Origin of the sequence: Ideonella sp. (genome assembly GCF_035254525.1) — a bacterium.
Classification (GTDB): domain Bacteria; phylum Pseudomonadota; class Gammaproteobacteria; order Burkholderiales; family Burkholderiaceae_C; genus Ideonella.
Genome location: NZ_DATFAN010000033.1, coordinates 1 through 21130 on the forward strand (window position 1 = coordinate 1; position 21130 = coordinate 21130).

Annotated in this window: 15 protein-coding genes; 5 read left to right on the top strand and 10 right to left on the bottom strand. The window is 70.3% G+C overall.

Translation table 11 applies throughout. The features are described 5' to 3' along the window. Nucleotides 1-46: 46 nt before the first annotated feature. From atpE to VJ693_RS03440, 6 genes are all read right to left on the bottom strand, one after another. Nucleotides 47-310 (bottom strand): F0F1 ATP synthase subunit C, encoded by a 264-nt coding sequence (gene atpE, locus VJ693_RS03415; protein WP_128198652.1) that lies wholly within the window; start codon nt 308-310, stop codon nt 47-49. A gap of 77 nt (nt 311-387) precedes the next feature. Further along, a complete protein-coding gene (gene atpB, locus VJ693_RS03420; RefSeq protein ID WP_324152064.1) occupies nt 388-1275 on the bottom strand; it encodes a F0F1 ATP synthase subunit A in 888 nt (295 codons plus the stop codon). Nucleotides 1276-1299: 24 nt separating this feature from the next. Further along, a complete protein-coding gene (locus VJ693_RS03425; RefSeq protein WP_324152065.1) occupies nt 1300-1869 on the bottom strand; it encodes an ATP synthase subunit I in 570 nt (189 codons plus the stop codon). A 127-nt stretch (nt 1870-1996) separates the two neighbouring features. Continuing rightward, complete coding sequence (locus VJ693_RS03430) at nt 1997-2917, bottom strand: SMP-30/gluconolactonase/LRE family protein (RefSeq protein ID WP_324152066.1); 921 nt, start codon at nt 2915-2917, stop codon at nt 1997-1999. Further along, complete coding sequence (locus tag VJ693_RS03435; RefSeq protein WP_324152104.1) at nt 2914-3795, bottom strand: aldose 1-epimerase; 882 nt, start codon at nt 3793-3795, stop codon at nt 2914-2916. Before VJ693_RS03435 ends, VJ693_RS03430 begins: the two co-directional genes overlap by 4 nt. Nucleotides 3796-3881: 86 nt before the next feature. Continuing rightward, the gene (locus VJ693_RS03440) at nt 3882-4235 is read right to left on the bottom strand and encodes a phage holin family protein (RefSeq protein ID WP_324152067.1); all 354 of its coding nucleotides are present in this window, start codon (nt 4233-4235) and stop codon (nt 3882-3884) included. 312 nt (nt 4236-4547) lie between these two features. On the opposite strand from VJ693_RS03440, the gene VJ693_RS03445 reads away from it, so the two are divergent. After that, nucleotides 4548-4976: an SWIB/MDM2 domain-containing protein gene (locus tag VJ693_RS03445; RefSeq protein ID WP_324152068.1), complete on the top strand. Its 429-nt coding sequence runs from the start codon at nt 4548-4550 to the stop codon at nt 4974-4976. Nucleotides 4977-5066: 90 nt separating this feature from the next. Here the strand turns inward: VJ693_RS03445 and VJ693_RS03450 are convergent, their stop codons facing one another. Both VJ693_RS03450 and uvrA read right to left on the bottom strand, forming a co-directional pair. Beyond that, complete coding sequence (locus VJ693_RS03450; protein ID WP_324152069.1) at nt 5067-7595, bottom strand: ATP-binding protein; 2529 nt, start codon at nt 7593-7595, stop codon at nt 5067-5069. Between the two features lie 171 nt (nt 7596-7766). After that, nucleotides 7767-10688 carry an excinuclease ABC subunit UvrA gene (gene uvrA, locus VJ693_RS03455; protein WP_324152105.1) on the bottom strand — a complete coding sequence of 974 codons (2922 nt, stop codon included), beginning with the start codon at nt 10686-10688 and terminating at the stop codon, nt 7767-7769. A gap of 328 nt (nt 10689-11016) precedes the next feature. Between uvrA and VJ693_RS03460 the strand changes: the two genes are divergently transcribed. Next, a complete protein-coding gene (locus VJ693_RS03460) occupies nt 11017-11181 on the top strand; it encodes a hypothetical protein (protein ID WP_324152070.1) in 165 nt (54 codons plus the stop codon). Nucleotides 11182-11248: 67 nt separating this feature from the next. Here the strand turns inward: VJ693_RS03460 and VJ693_RS03465 are convergent, their stop codons facing one another. Together VJ693_RS03465 and recQ are read right to left on the bottom strand one after the other, a co-directional pair. Then, nucleotides 11249-11566 carry a YciI family protein gene (locus VJ693_RS03465; protein WP_324152071.1) on the bottom strand — a complete coding sequence of 106 codons (318 nt, stop codon included), beginning with the start codon at nt 11564-11566 and terminating at the stop codon, nt 11249-11251. 30 nt (nt 11567-11596) lie between these two features. Then, nucleotides 11597-13483, bottom strand: coding sequence for a DNA helicase RecQ (gene recQ / locus VJ693_RS03470; RefSeq protein WP_324152072.1), 1887 nt, complete (start codon nt 13481-13483; stop codon nt 11597-11599). A 271-nt stretch (nt 13484-13754) separates the two neighbouring features. Between recQ and VJ693_RS03475 the strand changes: the two genes are divergently transcribed. From VJ693_RS03475 to VJ693_RS03485, 3 genes are all read left to right on the top strand, one after another. Further along, a complete protein-coding gene (locus tag VJ693_RS03475; RefSeq protein WP_324152073.1) occupies nt 13755-16526 on the top strand; it encodes a TonB-dependent receptor in 2772 nt (923 codons plus the stop codon). A 214-nt stretch (nt 16527-16740) separates the two neighbouring features. Further along, the gene (locus VJ693_RS03480) at nt 16741-17850 is read left to right on the top strand and encodes an efflux RND transporter periplasmic adaptor subunit (protein WP_324152074.1); all 1110 of its coding nucleotides are present in this window, start codon (nt 16741-16743) and stop codon (nt 17848-17850) included. A gap of 10 nt (nt 17851-17860) precedes the next feature. Beyond that, on the top strand, nt 17861-21124 hold the full coding sequence (locus tag VJ693_RS03485; RefSeq protein ID WP_324152075.1) for an efflux RND transporter permease subunit: 3264 nt from the start codon (nt 17861-17863) through the stop codon (nt 21122-21124). Nucleotides 21125-21130 lie beyond the last annotated feature (6 nt).

The following is a 21130-nucleotide window of genomic DNA, read 5'->3' on the forward strand; positions in this document are numbered from 1 at the left end:
CTGCACGGCACGCCGGCGACGACGGCTTCGATGCAGCCGCCCGCGATCACTTCGGCAGGTTGGCGATCTGGCCCAGGAAGGGGTTGGCGGTGGCGAACCACAGCGCGATGCCGGTGCCGATGATGAACGCCGCGTCGATCAGGCCGGCCAGCAGGAACATCTTGGTCTGCAGCTCACCCATCAGCTCGGGCTGGCGCGCGGCCGACTCGAGGTACTTGCTGCCCATGATGCCGATGCCGATGCAGGCACCGATAGCGCCCAGACCGATGATCAGGCCGGCGGCGAGGGCAACAAAGCTGATGACTTCCATGGTGACTCCTAGTCGAAAAGGTTGTGTTGTGGAGGAAAAAAGGAAACGGGAGACGGCGGAAAGCGTGGCTGGCGCGCTCAGTGCGAGTCGTGCGCCTGGCCGATGTAGACCAGCGTGAGCATCATGAACACGAAGGCCTGCAGGGTGATGATCAGGATGTGGAAGATCGCCCAGGCGGAGCCGGCCACGATATGGCCGATGGCCAGGCCCAGGCCGGTGCCGAAGCCCACCGAGCCGAGTGCCCCGCCCATCAGGGCGATCAGCAGGAAGATCAGCTCGCCCGCATACATGTTGCCGAACAGACGCATGCCGTGCGAGACCGTCTTGGCGACGAACTCGATGATCTGCATCAGGAAGTTGAAGGGCGCCAGGGCCCAATGGTTGCCGAATGGCGCGGCAAAGAGCTCATGCACCCAGCCGCCGAAGCCCTTGATCTTGACGTTGTAGATCAGGCAGGTGATCAACACGCCGACCGACAGGCCCATGGTCACCGACAGGTCGGCCGTGGGCACCGAGCGCAGGTAGGCGTGGTGCGGGTCGCCGCCGGTGGCGCCGACGATCTTCTCCCAGATGAAGGGCAGCAGATCCACCGGCAGCAGGTCCATCGCATTCATCAGGAAGATCCAGAGGAAGACGGTCAACGCGAGCGGCGCGACGAGCTTGCGGCTCTGGGCGTTGTGGACGATGCCCTTGGCCTGCGACTCGACCATCTCGACCAGGATCTCCACCGCGGCCTGGAACCGACCCGGCACGCCGGAGGTGGCACTGCGTGCCGCGCGCCACAGGAAGAAGCAGCCGACGACACCCAGCAAGATGGCAAAGAACATCGAGTCCCAGGCGACCACGGACAGGTCGAACGGGCCGTGCAGCTCCTTGTTGCGAGCGTGCGTCAGGTGGTGAACGATGTACTCACCCGCGGTGGGTGCGTGTTCTGCGGCTTCTGCGGCGTGACCTTCGGCTGCCATGAATTGCTCGTCCGTTCTAACTGTTCAAGGCGCTCGACTTGTCGTCTTGCGCCCGCGCCAAGCAAGCGCGACCCAATACACCTTGATGCACAGCACCAGCGCCACCAGCAGGGCCGGCCAGCTCAGATGCGGCACCAGCTTCGGCGCACCGACCAGCAGCGCGACCGAAACCCCGATCTTGACCAACTCCCACAACATGAAGCTGACGGCGGAGACGCCGGGCGCCATGCTGCTGAGTCGGCTGGTCATGCCGCGAGCCATCAGGGCCCCCGGCAGCACCACCGTGGCGGCGCCATACAGCGCCGACCAGAAATACGACGGCTCACCCATCAGCAGCCACGCGAGCGCAGCCACGATGCCCCCGACCGCAGCCTGGGCCGCGACCACCCGCCACGGTGACACGGCGGGGTTTTCCGCCGCCAGGGCCTGAGCCTCTTCCCGGGTCAGGGCCTTGAACGGCGGCTTGGCGACCTCATCATCCCAATCGTTCCATCCGGCCCAGGGATCGTCTTGATCGGATCGGCCCGGTCGCGGCGTGCCTGTTGGGGCGGGCGGCGGGGCAGAGTGGGGGCGTTTGGGGGATGCGGTCGGCAAAGCCGCGGGATTATACGGGCAAACCCCTGCCCGACTCCAATCGCCTAGCCCGGGGCGCGTAGGGATCGCATAAGGACGTGCCGAAGAGGCGCGTGCAGTTACGGCGCGGTTACGGCGCCGACCGCCATCAGCCGAGGGCGAAGTTGACCGGCAGGCCGGGCACGTCGACCCGCATGCGCAACACCAGCCCGGCCCACGGCTGGGCCGCCAGCTCGTCTGCCGGCCGCTTCTCGCGTGCCGTGGTGATGTAGAGCGTCTTCAGGTCGGCGTCGCCGAAGCAGGCCATGGTCGCGCAGCGCACCGGCAGGCGCACCTCGCGCAGCACGCGGCCGTCCGGCGCGATGCGCAGCAGGCGCTGGCCCTCGAACATCGCGCTCCAGTAAGCGCCTTCGCTGTCGACGGCCGCGCCGTCGGGCCGGCCACCGTAGGCCTCGAGCGGCAGGCCCGGCTGCTTGACCGGGAACTGCAGGAACGGCCGACGGTTCGACACCGAGCCCTCCGCGGGATCGAAATCCAGCAGATCGATCCGATGGGTCTTGGTGTCGCTCCAGTACATCGTGCGCCCATCCGAGCTCCAGGCCAGGCCGTTGCTGACCGTGACGTCGCCAGCCATGCGCTGCAGCTGGCTGCCCGACCACCGGTACAGCGCGGCCAGCGCGGGCTCGCGCGGCTCGTAGATGGTGCCGACCCAGAAGCGCCCCTGTGGGTCGGCCTTGCCGTCGTTGAAGCGCTCGTGCGCCGGGTCGTAGGGCGGCTTGGCCAGCAGCCGGCGCTCACCGGTGGCGGGATCGAAGTGCCAGAGCCCGTCGCGCATCGCCAGCAGCAGGCCGCCGCCAAGCACCGGCGCCGCGCTGCCCGGCTCGCAGTCGAAGGCCCACTCCCGGTGGGCACCGCTGGCCGGGTGCCAGCGGTGCAGGCGCTTGCCCGGGATGTCGCACCAGTACAGCGCCGCCTCGATCGGGTGCCAGAACGGCGACTCGCCGAGCAGCGACGGCGGCACCGGCAGCGGCCGGGCTTCGAACAGGGGCTCCAGCTCGGTCACGCTCATACGTGCGCGACCTCCAGCGTCATCCAGGCCTCGAAGGCCTCGCCGGGTGCGAGCTTGCGCAGGCCGTGGGCCATCGGGTCGGCCATGTGGATCGCGTTGCTGACGTGGCTGACCGGCTCGACGCAGTAGTAGGGCTTGTTCTGCGGCGTGAAGACGACCAGGTAGGGCAGCGACGAGCGCAGGTTCATGCGCAGCTTCTCGTCGCGGATCTTCGCGTCGCCCTGCCAGCCTTCGAAGCAGTGATCGAAATCAAGATGGGCGATGTCGCCGTCGATGCCGGCTTGCGGGTGCTTGCGCGTCGGCAGGCCGCTGGCGTCGGGCTCCCAGCGCTCGGTCAGTTCGATGTGCAGCCGGCTGCGCGTGCGCTTGGGAAAGTACGGGTGCCACCCCAGCCCCACCGGCTGCGGCAGCGCGGCGCGGTTGGTCAGGTGCAGCCGCACCGTCAGCGACTCGGGCGTCAGCTCGAAGCGCTGGCGCAGCGCGAAGTCGAACGGCCAATGCGCATCGCCCACGTGCTCGTAGGCCAGTTCGGCGTTCACGCCGTCGCTCGACACCACCGACCACGGGCGCTGCCAGGCCACGCCATGCACCGAATGCGGGTTGTCGTCGAAGTTTTGCTGCGTGGTGTAGTCCTGCCCCTGCCAGCGGAAGCGGCGAAAGCCCAGCCGGTTCGAATACGGCGCGAGCGGGTAGCAACCCGAGGCACGCGACGAGTCGAGCGCCGCCGGCTCGGTGCTGCGCAGCACCGGCAGGTCGCCGAGCCACAAGCCGGCCATGCAGCCGCCAAGGTCCGGCCGCAGCGCGAGGCGAAGCTCACCGGCGGTGAGTTCGAGGGAAGTCGGGTTCGAAGCGATGGCGGGGCCCTCCGCAAGGTCGATGGGCGCGCCAGCGCGTGGCGCGTGATGGGTGGCGCCATCGAGTGGCGCGTACGGCGAATGCTACGCCGCCGGCCGACCCGCGCGGCTCACTCGCGCGCAAACAGGCGCTCGACGGCGATGTCGATCACCATGCCGCAGGCGCTGTAGATCAGCGAGCCGATCAGCGCGGCGGCGAAGCCGGCGACCTCGAAGCCCTCGAGCAGCGAGGCGGCCGACCAGAACATCAGCGCGTTGATGACGAACAGGAACAGGCCCAGGGTCAGCAGCGTGACCGGCAGCGTCAGCAGCACCAGCAGCGGCCGCACCAGCGTGTTCAGCAGGCCCAGCACCAGTGCCGCAATCAGCGCCGAGGCGAAGCTCGCCACCGTCACGCCGGGGTAGATGTTGGCCACCAGCAGCAGCGCCGCCGCAAGCAGCAACCAACGAACGATCAGCTTCATCGCAGGCGACTTCCTTTCTTGGGTGATGGCCACGCGCCGTGATGACGTGGCACGACGAGCGGCATTGTGCGGCGCCGATGCCCTCGTGAAAATACGGGTCACCGTATCGATTCGCTCCCAGGTGATGCCCAGGAGCGACAAATGCGGGTCACTTCGAGGGTGCAAAGCGTGTTTTACGAGGGAAAACGGCTTCTCAGCCCCTCGTACACGCAGTACCATTCGGGGCGCTGAGGAACCTGCGAGAAATGGAAGTCCATGCGGCTTCCACCCGGGCCCGGCACATCAACACCTCACTTGATGGAGAGAATCGACATGGCAACTGCGAAGAAGGCCGCTCCGGCCAAGAAGGCCGCTCCGGCGAAGAAGGCGGCGCCTGCCAAGAAGGCAGCGCCCGCGAAGAAGGCCGCCGCTCCGGCCAAGAAGGCCGCTCCGGCGAAGAAGGCGGCGGCCAAGAAGGCGGCTCCGGCGAAGAAGGCCGCTCCGGCCAAGAAGCGCACCCCGAACGCTGCGTTCATGAAGGCGATGACGCCCAGCGCTGCGCTGGCCGCGATCATCGGCGACAAGGCCGTGCCGCGCACCGAGGTGACGAAGAAGGTCTGGGAGTACATCAAGAAGAACGGCCTGCAGGACAAGGCCAAGAAGACGATGATCAATGCCGACGCCAAGCTGAAGGAAATCTTCAAGAAGGCGCAGGTCTCGATGTTCGAGATGACCAAGCTGATCAACAGCCATCTGAGCTGATCGCGCGGCGGCCGGCGGCCGCCTGCGCATGGAGAAGCCGGCATCACGCCGGCTTTTTTCTTTCTTGGGCTTCGGGCCTGCCGGGGCCGATCAGCCCGTGCCGCGGTGGCCGTCGATCACGCGGCGCACGTTGTCGAGCAGGTGCGTGAGGTCGATCGGCTTGGTCCAGTAGTCGTCGAAACCGGCGGCCCGGGCGGCGGCGATCTGCTCGCTCATCGCATCGGCCGACAGCGCCACGCACAGCAGGTCGGCGGTGGCCGGGTCGGCACGCACGCGGCGCAGCACCTCCAGGCCGTTCATGTCGGGCAGGTTCATGTCGATCAGCGCCAGGTCGGGCCGCAGCCGCGCGGCGAGCTCGACGCCGCTGGCACCATCGTGCGCGACATGCAGCGTCCACCCGGGCTGGGTGCGGAAGACCTCTTCCATCAGCAGCACGTTCAGCGGCTCGTCTTCGATGTAGAGCACGACCCGCCCATCGGTGCCCGCGGCCTCGGCCGTGCCGGCATCGCTGCCGGGGCGGGACGCGGCACCGCCATCGCCCGGCGCCGCGGCGCCGAGAAGCAGGCTGAAGCGGCTGCCGCGGCCGGGCTCGCTCGCGGCCCGGATATCGCCGCCCATCGCGCGCGCCAGACCGCGCGCAATCACCAGGCCGAGGCCGGTGCCGCCGACGCGCCGGCGCTCTGCACCCAGCCGATTGAAGGGCTGGAACAGTTGCGCCAGCTGGTCGGGCCGCAGGCCCTCGCCGTCGTCTTGAACATGGATTGCCAGCATCGTGTCGTCGACCGCCTCGACATCGACGGCCACACGGCCGCCGACGCGGTTGTACTTGATCGCGTTGGACAACAGGTTGACCAGGGCCTGCTCGAGCGCGGCCGCGTCGCCGCGCACGCACAGGCCCGCCGGGGCCGCCAGCGCGATCTGCACCGCACGGGCCGCCGCCAGGGGCTGGACCGCGTCGATGCCGGCCCGCAGCAGTGGCGCGAGCTCGATCGCCTCGTCACACAAGGTCAGCGCTCCCTGCTCGATGCGCGACAGGTCCAGCACGTCGTCGACCAAGGCCAGCAGCGCCTGACCGGCCTGGCGCATGCCGTCCAGCCGGTGGCGCTGCGCGCCGAGCAGCGGCTGCTCGCGGTCCAGCCCCATCAGCTGCGCAAAACCGAGGATCGCGTTCAGCGGCGTGCGCAGTTCATGGCTGACGCGCGACAGGAACTCGCTCTTCGCGCGGCTGGCGCGCTCGGCGCTGTCGTGCGCCAGGCGCAGCGCCTCGTGTGCGCGCAGCGCGTCCTGGGCCTGGTGGCGTTCGGTCACGTCCCAGGTGAAACCGTGGAACACGACCCGGCCATCGGGCTGGCATTCGGGCGTCGCCCGCGTCTCGAGCCAGCGGACGACGCCGTCACCCCGCCTGAAACGGTATTCGATGCGCGTCGGCTGCAGGTTCCGCATCGCGGCGCGGACGGCCCGGACCACGGCGGCGCGGTCCTGTGGCAGCACCCTGCGCAGCGCAGGCACGCTGGCGTCCTCGCCAGCGCCCGGGCCCCCGAACAGCCCGCGCAGACCCTCGTTCACATACAGATAGTGCGGCTGCGTGCCGTCGGCCTGCAGCCGCATCTGGAACGCCGCGCCTGGCAGTTGGGCCAGCAGCTTGTGCATGCGCTGGTCGCGCTCGCGCGTCTCGCGGGCGGCGAGCACCTGGCCGGTCACGTCGCGCGCGCTGCCGCGCCAGCCGCGCAGTGCGCCGTGCTCGTCGAGCACCGGCACCGCACTGCGCGAGACATAGAGACAACCGCGCCGCGGCGTGTCCAGGCGCGTGACCACGCGCGCGAGCGCCGCGCCCTGGGCCAGTCGGCCGTGCAGCGTGGCGCCCGAGCGCAGCGGCTCGCCGACGGCGTCGACACAAGGTTCGTCGGCCAACGGCAGGCCGATCAGTGCCGACGCCGGCACGCCGGTCAGGCGCTCCGCATCGTCGGACAGCCAGCGATGGCGCAGCTGTTCGTCGAGCTCCCACAGCCAGTCGCCGGAAGCGCGGGCCAGGTCCGCCAGACGGCGGCGTTCCTGGGCCAGGGCCTGGTTCGCATGCCGGGTGGCGAGCAGTGCCTCGGCCGCATGCGCGAGCTGGCCGAGCTGCTGGCGCTGGGCCGCGTCCAGCCGGTGCGGCCGCGGGCCGGCGACGCACAGTGTGCCGACCGCGTGGCCTTGCAGGCGCAGCGGCGCGGCCGCGTAGTAACGCCAGCCCTCGCTCGACGGGTGGCGGATGGCGCCGGCAAAGCGCGCATCGAGCAGGATGTCGGGGACCTCGAGGAAGGCGTTGTCAGCCACCGCGTGAGCGCAGATCAGCTGGGCGCGCGGCGCCATGCGCAGGCGGCTCGATGCACCGTCGGCCGCGTCGTCGCCATCGAACCCATCGACGCCGACCTGGCAGCCTTGCTCCGCGCCGAGCAGCGTGACGAGGCCGACCGGGCAGCCGCACAGCCGCCTCGCCGCGTCGGCCAGCGCGCGCAGCGCACCGACCGGCGCGGCGTCGCTCAGGCCGTCGGCCTGGGGGCTGAACCAGCCCAGGTCGCGAAGCGCCGCCTGGCGCTGGGGCTCGTCAACCGGCAGAGGCGCGGGTCGCCATGCCATGGTCCTGCTCCGAGAAGTTCGAGAGAGTCCGTGTGGTCTGGCGAATACCCGCCTGCGGCAAGCGGCGGCCACGCCAGCGAAAACCCTGGATTGTGGCGCAGACGTGGGCGGGCCGAACCGCGGCAAGCGCCAGACATTGACGGATTTGCCGGAACGCGCGCCCGACCTCCGTCAGGCGACGTCGAGCAGCGCTCTGAGGAAGTGGCCGGTGTGGCTGGCCGGGCAGGCGGCCACCCGCTCCGGCGTGCCTTCGGCCACCACGGTGCCGCCGCCGGCGCCGCCTTCCGGCCCCATGTCGATCAGCCAGTCGGCGGTCTTGATCACGTCGAGGTTGTGCTCGATCACGACGATGGTGTTGCCGGCGTCGCGCAGCTGGTGCAGCACCTGCAGCAACTGCGCGGTGTCGTGGAAGTGCAGGCCGGTGGTCGGCTCGTCGAGGATGTAGAGCGTGCGGCCGGTGTCGCGCTTGCTGAGTTCCAGCGCCAGCTTCACGCGCTGCGCCTCGCCGCCCGACAGCGTGGTCGCGCTCTGGCCGAGCGTGATGTAGCCCAGGCCCACGTCGAGCAGGGTCTGCAGCTTGCGGGCGATCGTCGGCACGGCGCTGAAGAAGGTGTTGGCTTCCTCGACCGTCATGTCCAGCACCTGCGCGATGTTGCGGCCCTTGTAGAGAATCTCCAGCGTCTCGCGGTTGTAGCGCTTGCCGTGGCAGATGTCGCAAGGCACGTAGACATCGGGCAGGAAGTGCATCTCGACCTTCAGCACCCCATCGCCCTGGCAGGCCTCGCAGCGGCCGCCCGAGACATTGAACGAGAAGCGCCCGGCACCGTAGCCGCGCTCGCGTGCCGTCGGCACTTCGGCGAACAGCTCGCGGATCGGCGTGAACAAGCCCGTGTAGGTGGCCGGGTTCGAGCGCGGCGTGCGGCCGATCGGGCTCTGGTCGACGTTGATGACCTTGTCGAAGGCCTCGAGCCCCTCGATCGCGTCGTGCGGCGCGGCCTCGGCGTGGCTGTTGTAGAGCTTGCGCGCGACCGCGGCGTACAGCGTGTCGTTGACCAGCGTGCTCTTGCCCGAACCCGACACGCCGGTGACGCAGGTGAACAGCCCGACCGGGATCTCCACCGTCACGCCCTTCAGGTTGTTGCCGCGGGCGTTGACGATCTGCAGCTTGGGCGCGGCCTCGCCCGCCGGCCGCGGCGCGCGCGGCGGCGCCGCGATCTTCAGCAGGTGGCCGAGGTACTGGCCCGTCAGCGACTCGGGCGTCGCCGCCACCGCATCGGGCGTGCCGGCAGCGATGACCCGGCCGCCGTGCACGCCGGCGCCGGGGCCCATGTCGATGCACCAGTCGGCGGCACGGATCATGTCCTCGTCGTGCTCGACGACGAGCACCGAATTGCCGAGGTCGCGCAAGTGCTTCAGCGTGCCGATCAGGCGCTCGTTGTCACGCTGGTGCAGGCCGATGCTGGGCTCGTCGAGCACGTACATCACCCCCGTCAGGCCCGAGCCGATCTGGCTGGCCAGCCGGATGCGCTGGGCCTCGCCGCCGGACAGCGTGTCGGCACTGCGATCCAGGCTCAGGTAGTTCAGGCCGACGTCGTTGAGGAATTTGAGCCGCGAGCGGATCTCGCGCACGACCTTGTCGGCGATCTCGGCCTTGGCGCCTTGCAGCCGCAGGCCTTCGAACCAGGCCAGGGCGTCGGCCAGCGTCAGGTGCTCGGCCTCGTAGATCGGCTTGCCGCGCTGCGCCTCGGTGCCGGGCAGGAAGACGTGGCGCGCCTCGCTCTTCAGCCGCGTACCGTGGCAGTGCGCGCAGGGCTTGGCGCTCTGGTAGCGCGCGAGGTCCTCTCGCACCGCGACCGAATCGGTCTCGCGGTAGCGGCGCTCGAAGTTCGGCAGGATCCCCTCGAACGGGTGCGAGCGCTTGACGACCCGCGTGCGGCCGCCCTTGCCCTCGGCCTCGTAGAGGAACTCGATGTCCTCGTCGCCCGAGCCGAACAGCAGCACCCGCTGCGCCGTCTCGGGCAGCGCTTCGAAAGGCTGCTCGATGTCGAAGCCGTAGTGCGAAGCGACACTCTCCAGCAGCGAGAAGGTGTAGGCGTTGCGACGGTCCCAGCCCTTGACCGCGCCGGCGGCCATCGACAGCGTCGGGAAGGCGACGACCCGCTCGGGGTCGAACACCGTCTGCACGCCCAGCCCGTCGCAGTGCGGGCAGGCGCCAACCGGCGAGTTGAACGAGAACAGCCGCGGCTCGAGCTCGGGCAGCGAGTAGCTGCACACCGGGCAGCCGAAGCGCGACGAGAACAGGTGCTCGCGTCCGACGCCCCCAAGGCGCTCCGCGCCGGCCCCCCGCGGGGGCGCGCCCCCGTCTAGGGGCGGCCCGTCGACGGGGGCATCCATCTCGAGGGCGATCGCGCGGCCGTCGGCCACGCGCAGTGCGGCCTCGAAGCTCTCGGCCAGGCGCTGCTTGATGTCGGGCCGGGTCTTGAGCCGGTCGATCACGACGTCGATGTCGTGCTTCTCGGTCTTCTTCAGTTTCGGCAGTTCGGTCGCCTCGACGATCTGGCCGTCGACCCGGAAGCGCACGTAGCCCTGGGCTTGCCAGTCGGCGAAGGCCTCGACGAACTCGCCCTTGCGGTCGCGCACGACCGGCGCCAGCACCATCAGCCGCGTTTCCTCGGGCAGCGCGAGCACCGCGTCGACCATCTGGCTGACACTCTGCGCAGCCAGCGGCAGGTCGTGCTCGGGGCAGAACGGTGTGCCGGCGCGCGCGTACAGCAGGCGCAGGTAATCGTGGATCTCGGTCACCGTGCCGACCGTCGAGCGCGGGTTGTGGCTGGTCGCCTTCTGCTCGATGCTGATGGCCGGCGACAGGCCCTCGATCACGTCGACATCGGGCTTGTCCATCAACTGCAGGAACTGCCGCGCGTAGGCCGACAGGCTCTCGACATAGCGCCGCTGGCCTTCGGCATACAGCGTGTCAAAGGCCAGGCTGGACTTGCCCGAGCCCGACAGGCCGGTGATCACCACCAGTGCGTGCTTCGGGATGTCGAGGTCGATGTTCTTGAGGTTGTGCGTGCGGGCCCCACGCACGCGGATCGCGGGCGTGCCTTCCGGGAACGGAATGTGAATCGCGGGGCCATCTGGCCCGTGAGGGCCTTCACGGCGGTCAATGAGGCGGTTGTCGGTGTCGGGCATGGGGTGGCGAAGGGCAACCGGTCATGATACCCAGCCCGCCCCTGGCCGCGCCAGGGCGCGGATTCGCCCCCGCCCAGGCGACGGCCCGCCCGAGATTCCGCGGCTCCACGGAAGTTCACAATTTATTGCGCCCGTGCCATTTGCTTGTCATCCATGACAACCGGACGGGCGTTGACCGAGCATGCTTCAGCCCTTCCTGGGAGCTTTCCCGGCTCACATGGTCAGAACCATGCAAAAGTCAGCACTCACTAATCGACATCCGCACACGCCCGATACCAAGCGGCTGTTGCCGCCGCCGGACAAGGGGCAGAAGTTCGAGCCCTTCTGGACCGCCGCGTTCGGCAGCGACCGGCAAAGCCTCGAGCGCCAACAGAAGTCCGACCAGAAGCGCTGAGCCGCTTACGCGCTCGGGGCACCGGCACGCGCCGGCACCGGGCGGGCGCGCCAGCGCGGCGGCGGCGTCAGGCCAGCCCGTCGGAGGCGCGCATCGCCGGCATCCACGGCCGCACGGCCACCCGCAGCAGCCCGGATCGCACGGCCGGGTCATTCTCCGCAAACGCCACCAGGTCCTCCAGCAGCATGCCGGGGCGCGCGATCATCATGCCGCCACCGTCGCTGTCGAGAAACGGCCCGCCGGCGCCGAGCTGCCCGCTTTGCAGCAGCCCGCGGTAATGGTCGATGTGGCCCTGCAGTCCGGCTTGTTCGAACATCGGCCGCCCCGGCTCCCAGGCCGGCCCGGGGTGGTGGAAGACGACCAGACAGGTGGGCGGCGGGGGCATGGCGCGCTTCCTTTCGGGCAAGGCGGGATATCAGGCTTCCAGCGCTTCGAGCACGCGCAGGATCTGGCGGCCGTAGGCCTCCAGCTTCTTCGCACCGACGCCGCTGATGCCGGCCAGCGACGACATCGAATCGGGCGATTCGGCGGCCATCTGCGCCAGCGTGGCGTCATTGAACACGATGTAGGCCGGCAGGTTGTGCTCGCGCGCAACCTCGCTGCGCCAGGTCTTCAAGGCAGCGAAGCGCGCTTGGCCGGCCGCGTCCAGCGTCGCCGCGGCGCGCGGCACCTTGGGCGCGGCACCCGACTTGGCGCGTGAGCCGCGCGTGCGCGGGGTCGGCTCGCGGGGCTCGCGCAACTCGATCCGGACCTCGCCGCGCAGCACCGCGCGGGCGCTCTCGGTCAGCGCCAGCGTGTTGTACTCGCCCTCGCTGGCCAGGTGGCCGAGCGCGATCAGCTGGCGGACCACGCCGCGCCACTGGGCCTCGGACAGATCGGCGCCGATGCCGAAGGTCGTGAGTTGCTCGTGCCCGCGCTCGCGGGTCTTGTCGGTCGATTTGCCGCGCAGCACGTCGATCAGGTGGCCGGCGCCGTAGCCGATGCCCGAGTGCTGCCGGAAGCGGTAGATGCACGACAGGGCCTTGCGCGCCGCCTCGGTCGCATCCCAGCGCTGCGGCGGGTTCAGGCAGTTGTCGCAGTTGCCGCAACGGTAGCCGGCGGCCTGGTTCTCGCCGAAGTAGGCCAGCAGCCGCTGGCGCCGGCAGTCCAGGCTCTCGGCCAGCGCCAGCAGCGCATCGAGCTTGCCGACCTGCAGGCGCTTGAAATCCTCGCCGGCGGTGCTCTCGTCGATCATGCGGCGCTGGTTGACGACGTCGGCCAGGCCGTAGGCCATCCAGGCGTCCGCCGGCTCGCCGTCGCGCCCGGCGCGGCCGGTCTCCTGGTAGTAGCCCTCGATGTTCTTCGGCAGGTCCAGGTGGGCGACGAAACGCACGTCGGGCTTGTCGATGCCCATGCCGAAGGCCACCGTCGCGACCATCACGATGCCGTCCTCGCGCAGGAAGCGGTCCTGGTGGCGGCGCCGCACATCAGCTTCCAGCCCCGCGTGGTAGGGCAAGGCGGTCAGGCCTTCGGCGTTCAGCCATTCGGCCGTCTCCTCGACCTTGCGCCGGCTCTGGCAGTAGACGATGCCGGCGTCGCCCTCGTGCTCGTCGCGCAGGAAGCGCAACAGCTGGGTGCGCGCGTTGTCCTTCTCGACGATGGTGTAGCGGATGTTCGGCCGGTCGAAGCTGGCGACGAAGGCGCGCGCGCCGCCCAGCTGCAGCCGCTCGACGATGTCGGCGCGGGTGTGCTCGTCGGCCGTGGCCGTGAGCGCGATGCGCGGCACGCCCGCGAAGCGCTCGGCCAGCATGTCAAGCTGCAGGTATTCCTCGCGGAAATCGTGGCCCCACTGGCTGACGCAGTGCGCCTCGTCGATCGCGAACAGGCTCAGCCGGCCACGTTCGTGCAGCGAATCGAGCATCGCCAGGAAGCGGGGGTTCGTGATCCGTTCCGGCGCGGCATAGAGCATCACCAGCCGGCCGGACAGCAGCTCGCGCTCCACCGCCTGCGCGCCGGCGCTGTCGAGGGTCGAGTTGAGGAAGGCAGCGTGCACGCCGGCCTCCTCCAGCGCACCAACCTGGTCATGCATCAGCGCGATCAAGGGGCTGACGACGATCGTCACGCCCTTCCCCGCGCGGTGGCGCGCGATCGCCGGCACCTGGTAGCACAGGCTCTTGCCGCCGCCGGTGGGCATCAGCACCAGGGCGTCGCCGCCGGCGATCACGTGGTCGACGATGTCGCCCTGGTGCCCCCGGAAGCGGGCATAACCGAAGACCTCGTGCAGCAGCTCGGCGGGGTCGGCGACGGGTGGATTCGACAGCATGGGCCACGATGGTACCGGGCCGGCCGCGGGCGGCGCCCGGCCGGCCTGCCTAGACAAGCCGGGCAAGTAGGGGGGTCGGTGTGGCGAAAGCGCCAACTCCCGGGTTGGTCCCGACAGCTTGGCGCTTGACGGCCCCGAACAATGGCCGCCACTCGGCGCAGCGTGCCGGTGGCAGGCTTCTTGCAGCGGCCGCCGCCGTCGCCCAGCGACGTAAGGGGCGGCGGCGGCCCACGAGGCCCCGCCGTGAGAGTGAAGTTCCTTAGGAGGAAGCATGTTCCAGCGCACCAGGCTCTGTACACACTTGTTGCTGGCATTCGGCGCCATTCCGGCGTTCGCGCAGGATGCCCCGGCCCCCGTTCAGCGGGTCGAGATCACCGGCTCGTCGATCAAGCGCGTCGATTCCGAAACCGCGCTGCCGGTGACCGTGATCACGCGCGAGCAGATCGAGAAGAGCGGCGCCGTCACGGTCCAGGACCTGATCCACCACGTGGCCGCCAGCGGCGCGATGTTCGCCGACACGACGCAAGGGGCCGGCTACGCCACCGCCAACGCCAACCTGCGCGGCCTGGGCTCCAGCTCGACGCTGGTGCTGTTGAATGGCCGGCGCCTGGCCAACTTCGCATTCGGCTCGGTCGGCGGCAACGTCGCGGTCGACCTGAACAGCATCCCCTTCGCCGCGCTGGAGCGCATCGAGGTGCTGCGTGACGGCGCTTCGGCCGTGTACGGCTCCGATGCCGTCGGCGGTGTGATCAACTTCATCACGCGGAAGAACTTCAAGGGCGGCGAGATCAGCATCCGCTACGGCGACACCGAGGCCGGCATCGGCGGCACCGAATCCGGCGGCAGCATCGCCTTCGGCCTGGGCGACCCGGCGGTCGACAAGTTCAACCTGCTGATCACCGCCAACATCCAGAAGCAGACCCGCGTCAAGGCCGTCGACCAGCAGTGGTACATGCGCGGCCTGACCGAGATCCCCGGCTCGTCGCCGCCGACATCCGGCCGCGCGTTTCCGGGCCGCTTCTGGGACATGTTCGACACGATCAGCCCGGGCGCCTATGTCAACGACGGCACCACGACCAACCCGAACCTGGCCGGCTGCGACCCGACCTACACCGTGGTGCAGGAGTTCTCCAACGACGACGGCACGCCCTACCTGACGCCGGGCGGCCAGCAGGCCAAGGCCTGCCGCTTCATCTACGCCGCGGCGCTGGACAACTTCCCCGATTCGGAGCGCGGCGACATCTTCGCCCGCTTCAGCTACGACCTCGGCAACGACACCGAGCTGTACGCCGAAGGCTCGTACGCGCGCAACCACAACATCGGGCGCGTGGCGCCGGTGCCGATCTCGAACGACGCCGGCCACATCAACGCCGAGACCGGCGAGTACCCGCACTTCGCGATGCCGGTCACCAGCCCGTACTTCCCGCGCGAGCTGCTCGAGACGCTGGGCTACACCATCCCGGCCGACGGCACGATGGTCGACGTGATGCTGCGCTCGGTGCCGGTGGGCAACCGCATCAACGACAACCTCAACGAGCAGACCCGCTTCGTCGGCGGCCTGCGCGGCGTGGCCGGTGGTTGGGACTACGACACCGGCGTCGTCTGGGCCCAATCCAGCGGCCACCTCGAGTACCGCGGCTACATCAACGAGCCGAGGTTCCTGGCGGCGCTGGCCACCGGCAACATCAACCCCTTCGGCCCGATGGACGCCGCTGGGGATGCACTGCTGCGCTCGACGCTGATGGAAGGCCCGATGCGCGAGTCGACCAGCACCGTCACCAGCGTCGATGCCAAGGCTTCGCGCGACCTGATGGCGATGGCCGGCGGCCAGATGGCCGTGGCCGTCGGCGTCGACCTGCGCCGCGAGGAGGCCGACGACAAGCCGGTCAACGACGACTACCGCCAGGGCCTGCACATCGGCGGCGAAGGCTCGGTGCCGGCCACGAAGGCCTCGCGCAACGTCTACGCGGCCTACAGCGAACTGGTGATGCCTTTTGCCAAGGGCGTCGAGGCGACCGTGGCCGCGCGCTACGACCACTACTCCGATTTCGGCAACACCTTCAACCCGCGCGCCTCGATCCGCTGGCAGCCGAGCCGGGAGGTGGTGCTGCGTGCCTCGGCCGGCACGGGCTTCCGTGCACCGACGCTGTGGGACGTGCACGCGCCGCCGGCCTTCACCAACACCGCCAACTCGCTGAACGACCCCGACTGCCCCCTGGTCACGACGCCGCCGCAGGCGCGCTGCGCAACCCAGTTCACGGTGCGCAACTCGTCGTCGCTCGATCTGAAGCCCGAGAAATCGCGCCAGTGGGCCATCGGCGCGGTGCTCGACCCGATGCCCTGGCTGTCGACCACGATCGACTACTGGCACATCGAGAAGAAGGACCAGATCGGCCAGGTCACCGGCGACTCGATCATGTCCGACCCGTCGCTGTATACCCAGTACAACGACCGCATCCACCGCGGGACCGATGGCTACATCACCTTCATTGACCAGCCGGTGGAGAACCTCGGCGGGCTGCGCACCTCGGGCGTCGACCTGTCGGTGCGCACGCGCTGGAATTTCGGCGAGTGGGGCAAGTTCGGCGTCGAGTTCGACGGCACCTACCTGACCCAGTGGGAGCAGCAAAGCGGCAAGGGCCTGCCCTTTGTCAACTACCTCGACACGGCCGGCGACGGCGGCGCCGTCCAGCCCGTGCCGCGCTGGCAGCACACGCTGGCCGGCGAGTGGCAGTGGGGCACCTGGGGCGTGCGGCTGGAGAACGTGTTCGTCAAGGGCTGGACGGAATCGGCCGGCCTGGTCGAGGCCAACGTGGGCGTGGCGGTCGACCACAAGGTCGCCGATACCAGCCGCTTCAACCTGGCGGTCACCTACACCGGCTTCGACCACCTGACGCTGCGCGCCGGCGCACGCAACCTGTTCGACGCCGACCCGCCGTTCACCGCGGTCTCGTCCTACGGCTCGCACGCCGCGGGCTTCGCCGGCTCGTTCGCCGACCCGCGCGGCCGCATCTGGTACGCCGCCGCGACCTACAAGTTCTGAGACCGGCCTGCACGGCCGGCTCGCCGGCCCCGCGACCCGCGCCATGTGCGAGTTGCCCGAACGCCCCGCCCCGCGGGGCGTTTTTTCTTTGGCGCGCGCTCGCCGGTGCCGTTGCGGTTTCTCAAGTGGCGGCGCAGCGCCCGCCAGTATGTTGACCGGGTCGACTTCCTCCGGTCAATTGCATACCCTACTGGGTATGTGATAGCATACCGCCATGGGTATACAAGAAAACTCCTCTGCGCGCATCCGGCCGGCCGTGCTCGGGCGCGGCGTCGCCTGGCTGCTCGCTGCCAGCACCGCCTTCGGTGCGATGGCGGCCGCCCCGATCAACGTTCCGACCGTGGCCGTGGGGCCGGCTGCCACCGGCGGCAGCGTCGAATTCGACGCCACGCTGCAGGCGGTCCGCCAGGCGACCGTGGCGGCCCAGTCGGGCGGCAACGTGCTGGCGCTGCTCGTCAAGGCGGGCGATTCGGTGCGCGCCGGCCAGGTGCTGGCCCGGCTGGACGACCGCGATACCGCGGCCGGCCTCGCACGCAGCGACGCCGGCGTGACCCAGGCCGAGGCCGAGGCGCGCAACGCCCGCCTGGCCGCGGAGCGCTCGCGCGAGCTGCGCACGCAGGGATTCATCAGCCAGGCCGCGCTCGACAGCGCCGAGACCCAGGCCCGCGCCGCCCAGGCCGGCCTGCAGCAGGCCCAGGGCGCGCGGCGCCAGGCCGCGCTGGCCCACGGCTTCACCACCGTCACCGCGCCGTTCGACGGCATCGTGCTGGCGACCCACCTCGAAGCCGGCGACCTCGCCAGCCCGGGCCGCCCGATCCTCACGCTGTACGCCCCCGGCGCCTTGCGCGCCGTGGTGCAGGTGCCGGCCTCGCGCGCCGGCGTGCTGCGCGGCGCCAAGGCGACGCCCCAGGTCGAGTTGCCGGCCGCCGGCGAGCAGGCCGCGCGCTGGGTCGCGCCGCTGCGCAGCACCGAGTTGCCTGGCGCGGACCCGGTGGCACAGACCGTCGAGTGGCGGCTGGACCTGCCGGCCGATGCCGCCGGCCGGCCCGGCCAGAGCGTGCGGGTGCGCGCCACCGGCGCCGCACCCACTGCCGCCGCCGCGGCGGGCGGCCCGCTGACCGTGCCGGCGGGCGCACTGCTGCGCCGCGGCGAGCTGACCGCCGTCTACGTGGCGCGTGAAGGCGGCTTCACGCTGCGGGCGGTGCGTGCCGGCACGCCGACCGCCGATGGGCGCGTCGCGGTCCTGGCCGGCCTGAAGCCCGGCGAGGCGGTGGCCGCCGATGCCGAGCGTGCCGGCCTTGCCGGTGCCGTGCCGGCTCGTTGAGGCGCGCGTGATGCACGACACCGCTTCGCCCGCTCCCGCCCTCGGTATCTCGGGCCGCTTGGCCCGCGCCTTCCAGACGAATGCGCTGACGCCGCTGCTCGCGCTGGTGCTGATGCTGCTCGGCCTGTTCGCCGTGCTGGTCACGCCGCGCGAGGAAGAGCCGCAGATCAACGTCACGATGGCCAACGTGCTGATCCCCTTCCCTGGGGCCAGCAGCGCCGATGTACAGGCCATGGTCGCCCGCCCGGCCGAGCAGGTGCTCGGCCAGATCGCCGGCATCGAGCACACCTTCTCGGTCTCCCGCCCCGGGCTGGCGGTGATCACGGTGCAGTTCCAGGTCGGCGTGCCGCGCACCGAGGCGCTGGTGCGCCTGTACGACGTGCTGAACGCCAACCAGGACTGGCTGCCGCGTGACCTCGGCACGCTGACGCCGATCGTCAAGCCGACCGGGATCGACGACGTGCCCGTCGTCGCCGTCACGCTGTGGGCGAAGGACGGGCGCCCGGCGCTCGAGCTGCAGTCGGTCTCGGCCACGCTGGAGGCCGAGCTCAAGCGCGTGGCCGGCACGCGCGAGGTCAAGACCATCGGCGCGCCGGGCCGCGCGGTGCAGGTGCAGCTCGACCCGTCGCGGCTGCGCGAGCGCGGTGTCGATGTGCTGCGCCTGAAGCAGACGCTGGCCGCGGCCAACCTCGGCATGCCGGCCGGCACGGTGCTGCAGGCCGGTGGCGACCAGGCGCTGGCGGTCGAGACCGGCGAGTTCCTGCGCTCGGTCGACGAAGTCGGCGACCTCGTCGTCGGCTCCAGCAACGGCAAGCCGGTCTACCTGCGCGAGGTGGCGCGCCTCGAGGCCGGCAGCGCCCAGACCAGTCACTACGTCTGGTTCACGCCGGGCGCCGCCGCATCCGCGCCGGGCACCAGCGCCGGCGCCGCGCTGCCAGCCGTCACGCTGCAGGTCACGAAGAAGCCCGGCGTCAATGCCGTCGACGTCGCGCAGGCGGTGCGTGCGCGGCTGGCCGAGTTGCACGGCACGGTGATTCCCGACGGCATCGAGGCCACCGTCACGCGCGACTACGGCGAGACCGCGGCCGAGAAGGCCAACAAGCTGATCCAGAAGCTGGCGTTCGCCACGGGCTCGGTGATCCTGCTGGTCGGCCTGGCGCTGGGCCGGCGCGAGGCGGTGATCGTCGGCGCCGCGGTGATCCTGACGCTGACCGCCACGCTGTTCGCGTCCTGGGCCTGGGGCTTCACGCTGAACCGCGTGTCGCTGTTCGCGCTGATCTTCTCGATCGGCATCCTGGTCGACGACGCGATCGTGGTGGTCGAGAACATCCACCGCCACCAGCAGCTCGAGCCGCACAGGACCCTGGCCGAGATCATCCCGGCCGCGGTCGACGAGGTCGGCGGGCCGACGATCCTGGCCACGCTGACCGTCATCGCCGCGCTGCTGCCGATGGCCTTCGTGTCCGGCCTGATGGGGCCGTACATGAGCCCGATCCCGATCAACTCGAGCCTGGGCATGGCGCTGTCGCTGGCGATCGCGTTCACCGTCACGCCCTGGCTCGCACTGAAGCTGATGAAGCCACACGGGGCTGGGCACGGCGGCGCCGCGGCGGCACCGCGCGGCCTGGCCGCACGCCTGCCGGGCTTCTTCACCCGCGTGCTGGGCCCGCTGCTGGCCAGCGCCCGCAAGCGCTGGCTGCTGCTGGGCGGCATCTTCGCGGCGCTCGCGCTGTCGGTCGGCCTGGCGGTGGTGCAGTGGGTCGTGCTGAAGATGCTGCCCTTCGACAACAAGTCGGAGTTCCAGCTCGTCGTCGACATGCCCGCCGGCACGCCGCTGGAGGACACCGCCGCCGCGCTGCAGGCCCTGGGCTCGCACCTGGCGGCGCAGCCCGAGGTGCTGCACCTTCAGGGCTACGCCGGCACCGCCAGCCCGATCACCTTCAACGGCCTGGTGCGCCAGTACAACAACCGCGCCGATGCCGAGCAGGGCGACCTGCAGGTCAACCTGGTCGACAAGCACCACCGCGACGAGAAGAGCCACGCGATCGCGCTGCGCCTGCTGCCCGCACTGGAGAAGATCGCCGCCGCCCACCACGCCCGCATCAAGCTGGTCGAGGTGCCGCCCGGCCCGCCGGTGATGAGCCCGCTGGTGGCCGAGGTCTACGGCCCCGACGAAGCCGGCCGCCAGCAGCTCGCCGAGCGCCTGCGCCAGGCCTTCGCGGCCACGCCCGGCATCGTCGCGATCGACACCTCGCTGAAGGCCGATGCGCCGCGGGCCTTCCTGCGCGTGAACCGACAGCGTGCCGACAGCCTGGGCATCCCGGTGGCGACGATCGCACAGACCGTGCAGGGCGCGCTGTCGGGCGCCGACGCCGCCTATCTGCACGACGGCCACAGCAAGTACCCCGTGCCGCTGCGGCTGCAGCTGCCGCGCGAATCGCAGGTCGGCCTGGACGCGCTGCTCGCGCTGCCGCTGCGCGCCGCGAACGGGCAGCTGGTGCCGCTGTCGGAGCTGGTGCGCGTCGAGCGCGGCGTGATCGACAAGCCGCTCTACACCAAGGACCTGCAGGGCGTGAGTTACGTGTTCGGCGACATGGCCGGCGGCACCGACTCGCCGCTGTACGGCCTGTTCGCGATCCGCAGCCAGCTCGCAAAGGCCGCGCTGCCCGGCGCCGGCGAGATCGGCGAGTACTGGATCCGCCAGCCGAGCGACCCCTATCGCCAGTACGCGATCAAGTGGGACGGCGAATGGCAGGTCACCTACGAGACCTTCCGCGACATGGGGGCGGCCTATGCCGTGGGCCTGGTGCTGATCTACCTGCTGGTCGTCGCGCAGTTCAAGAGCTACCTGACGCCGCTGATCATCATGGCGCCCATTCCGCTGACGATGATCGGCGTGATGCCCGGCCACGCGCTGCTCGGCGCGCAGTTCACCGCGACCTCGATGATCGGGATGATCGCGCTGGCCGGCATCATCGTGCGCAACTCGATCCTGCTGGTCGACTTCATCGAGCTGCAGACCGCGCGCGGCATGGACTTCGCGCAGGCCGTGACGAGCGCTGCCGCGGTGCGCGCGCAGCCGATCGCGCTGACCGCCGTCGCGGCAATGACCGGCGGCTTCTTCATCCTCGACGACCCGATCTTCAACGGGCTCGCGGTGTCGCTGATCTTCGGCATCGGCGTGTCCACGGTGCTGACGCTCGTCGTGATCCCGGTCCTGTATTTCGCGGTGTACCGGCACCGCCACGCTTCCCCCATTGTGAACAGGCCTTAGAGCCGA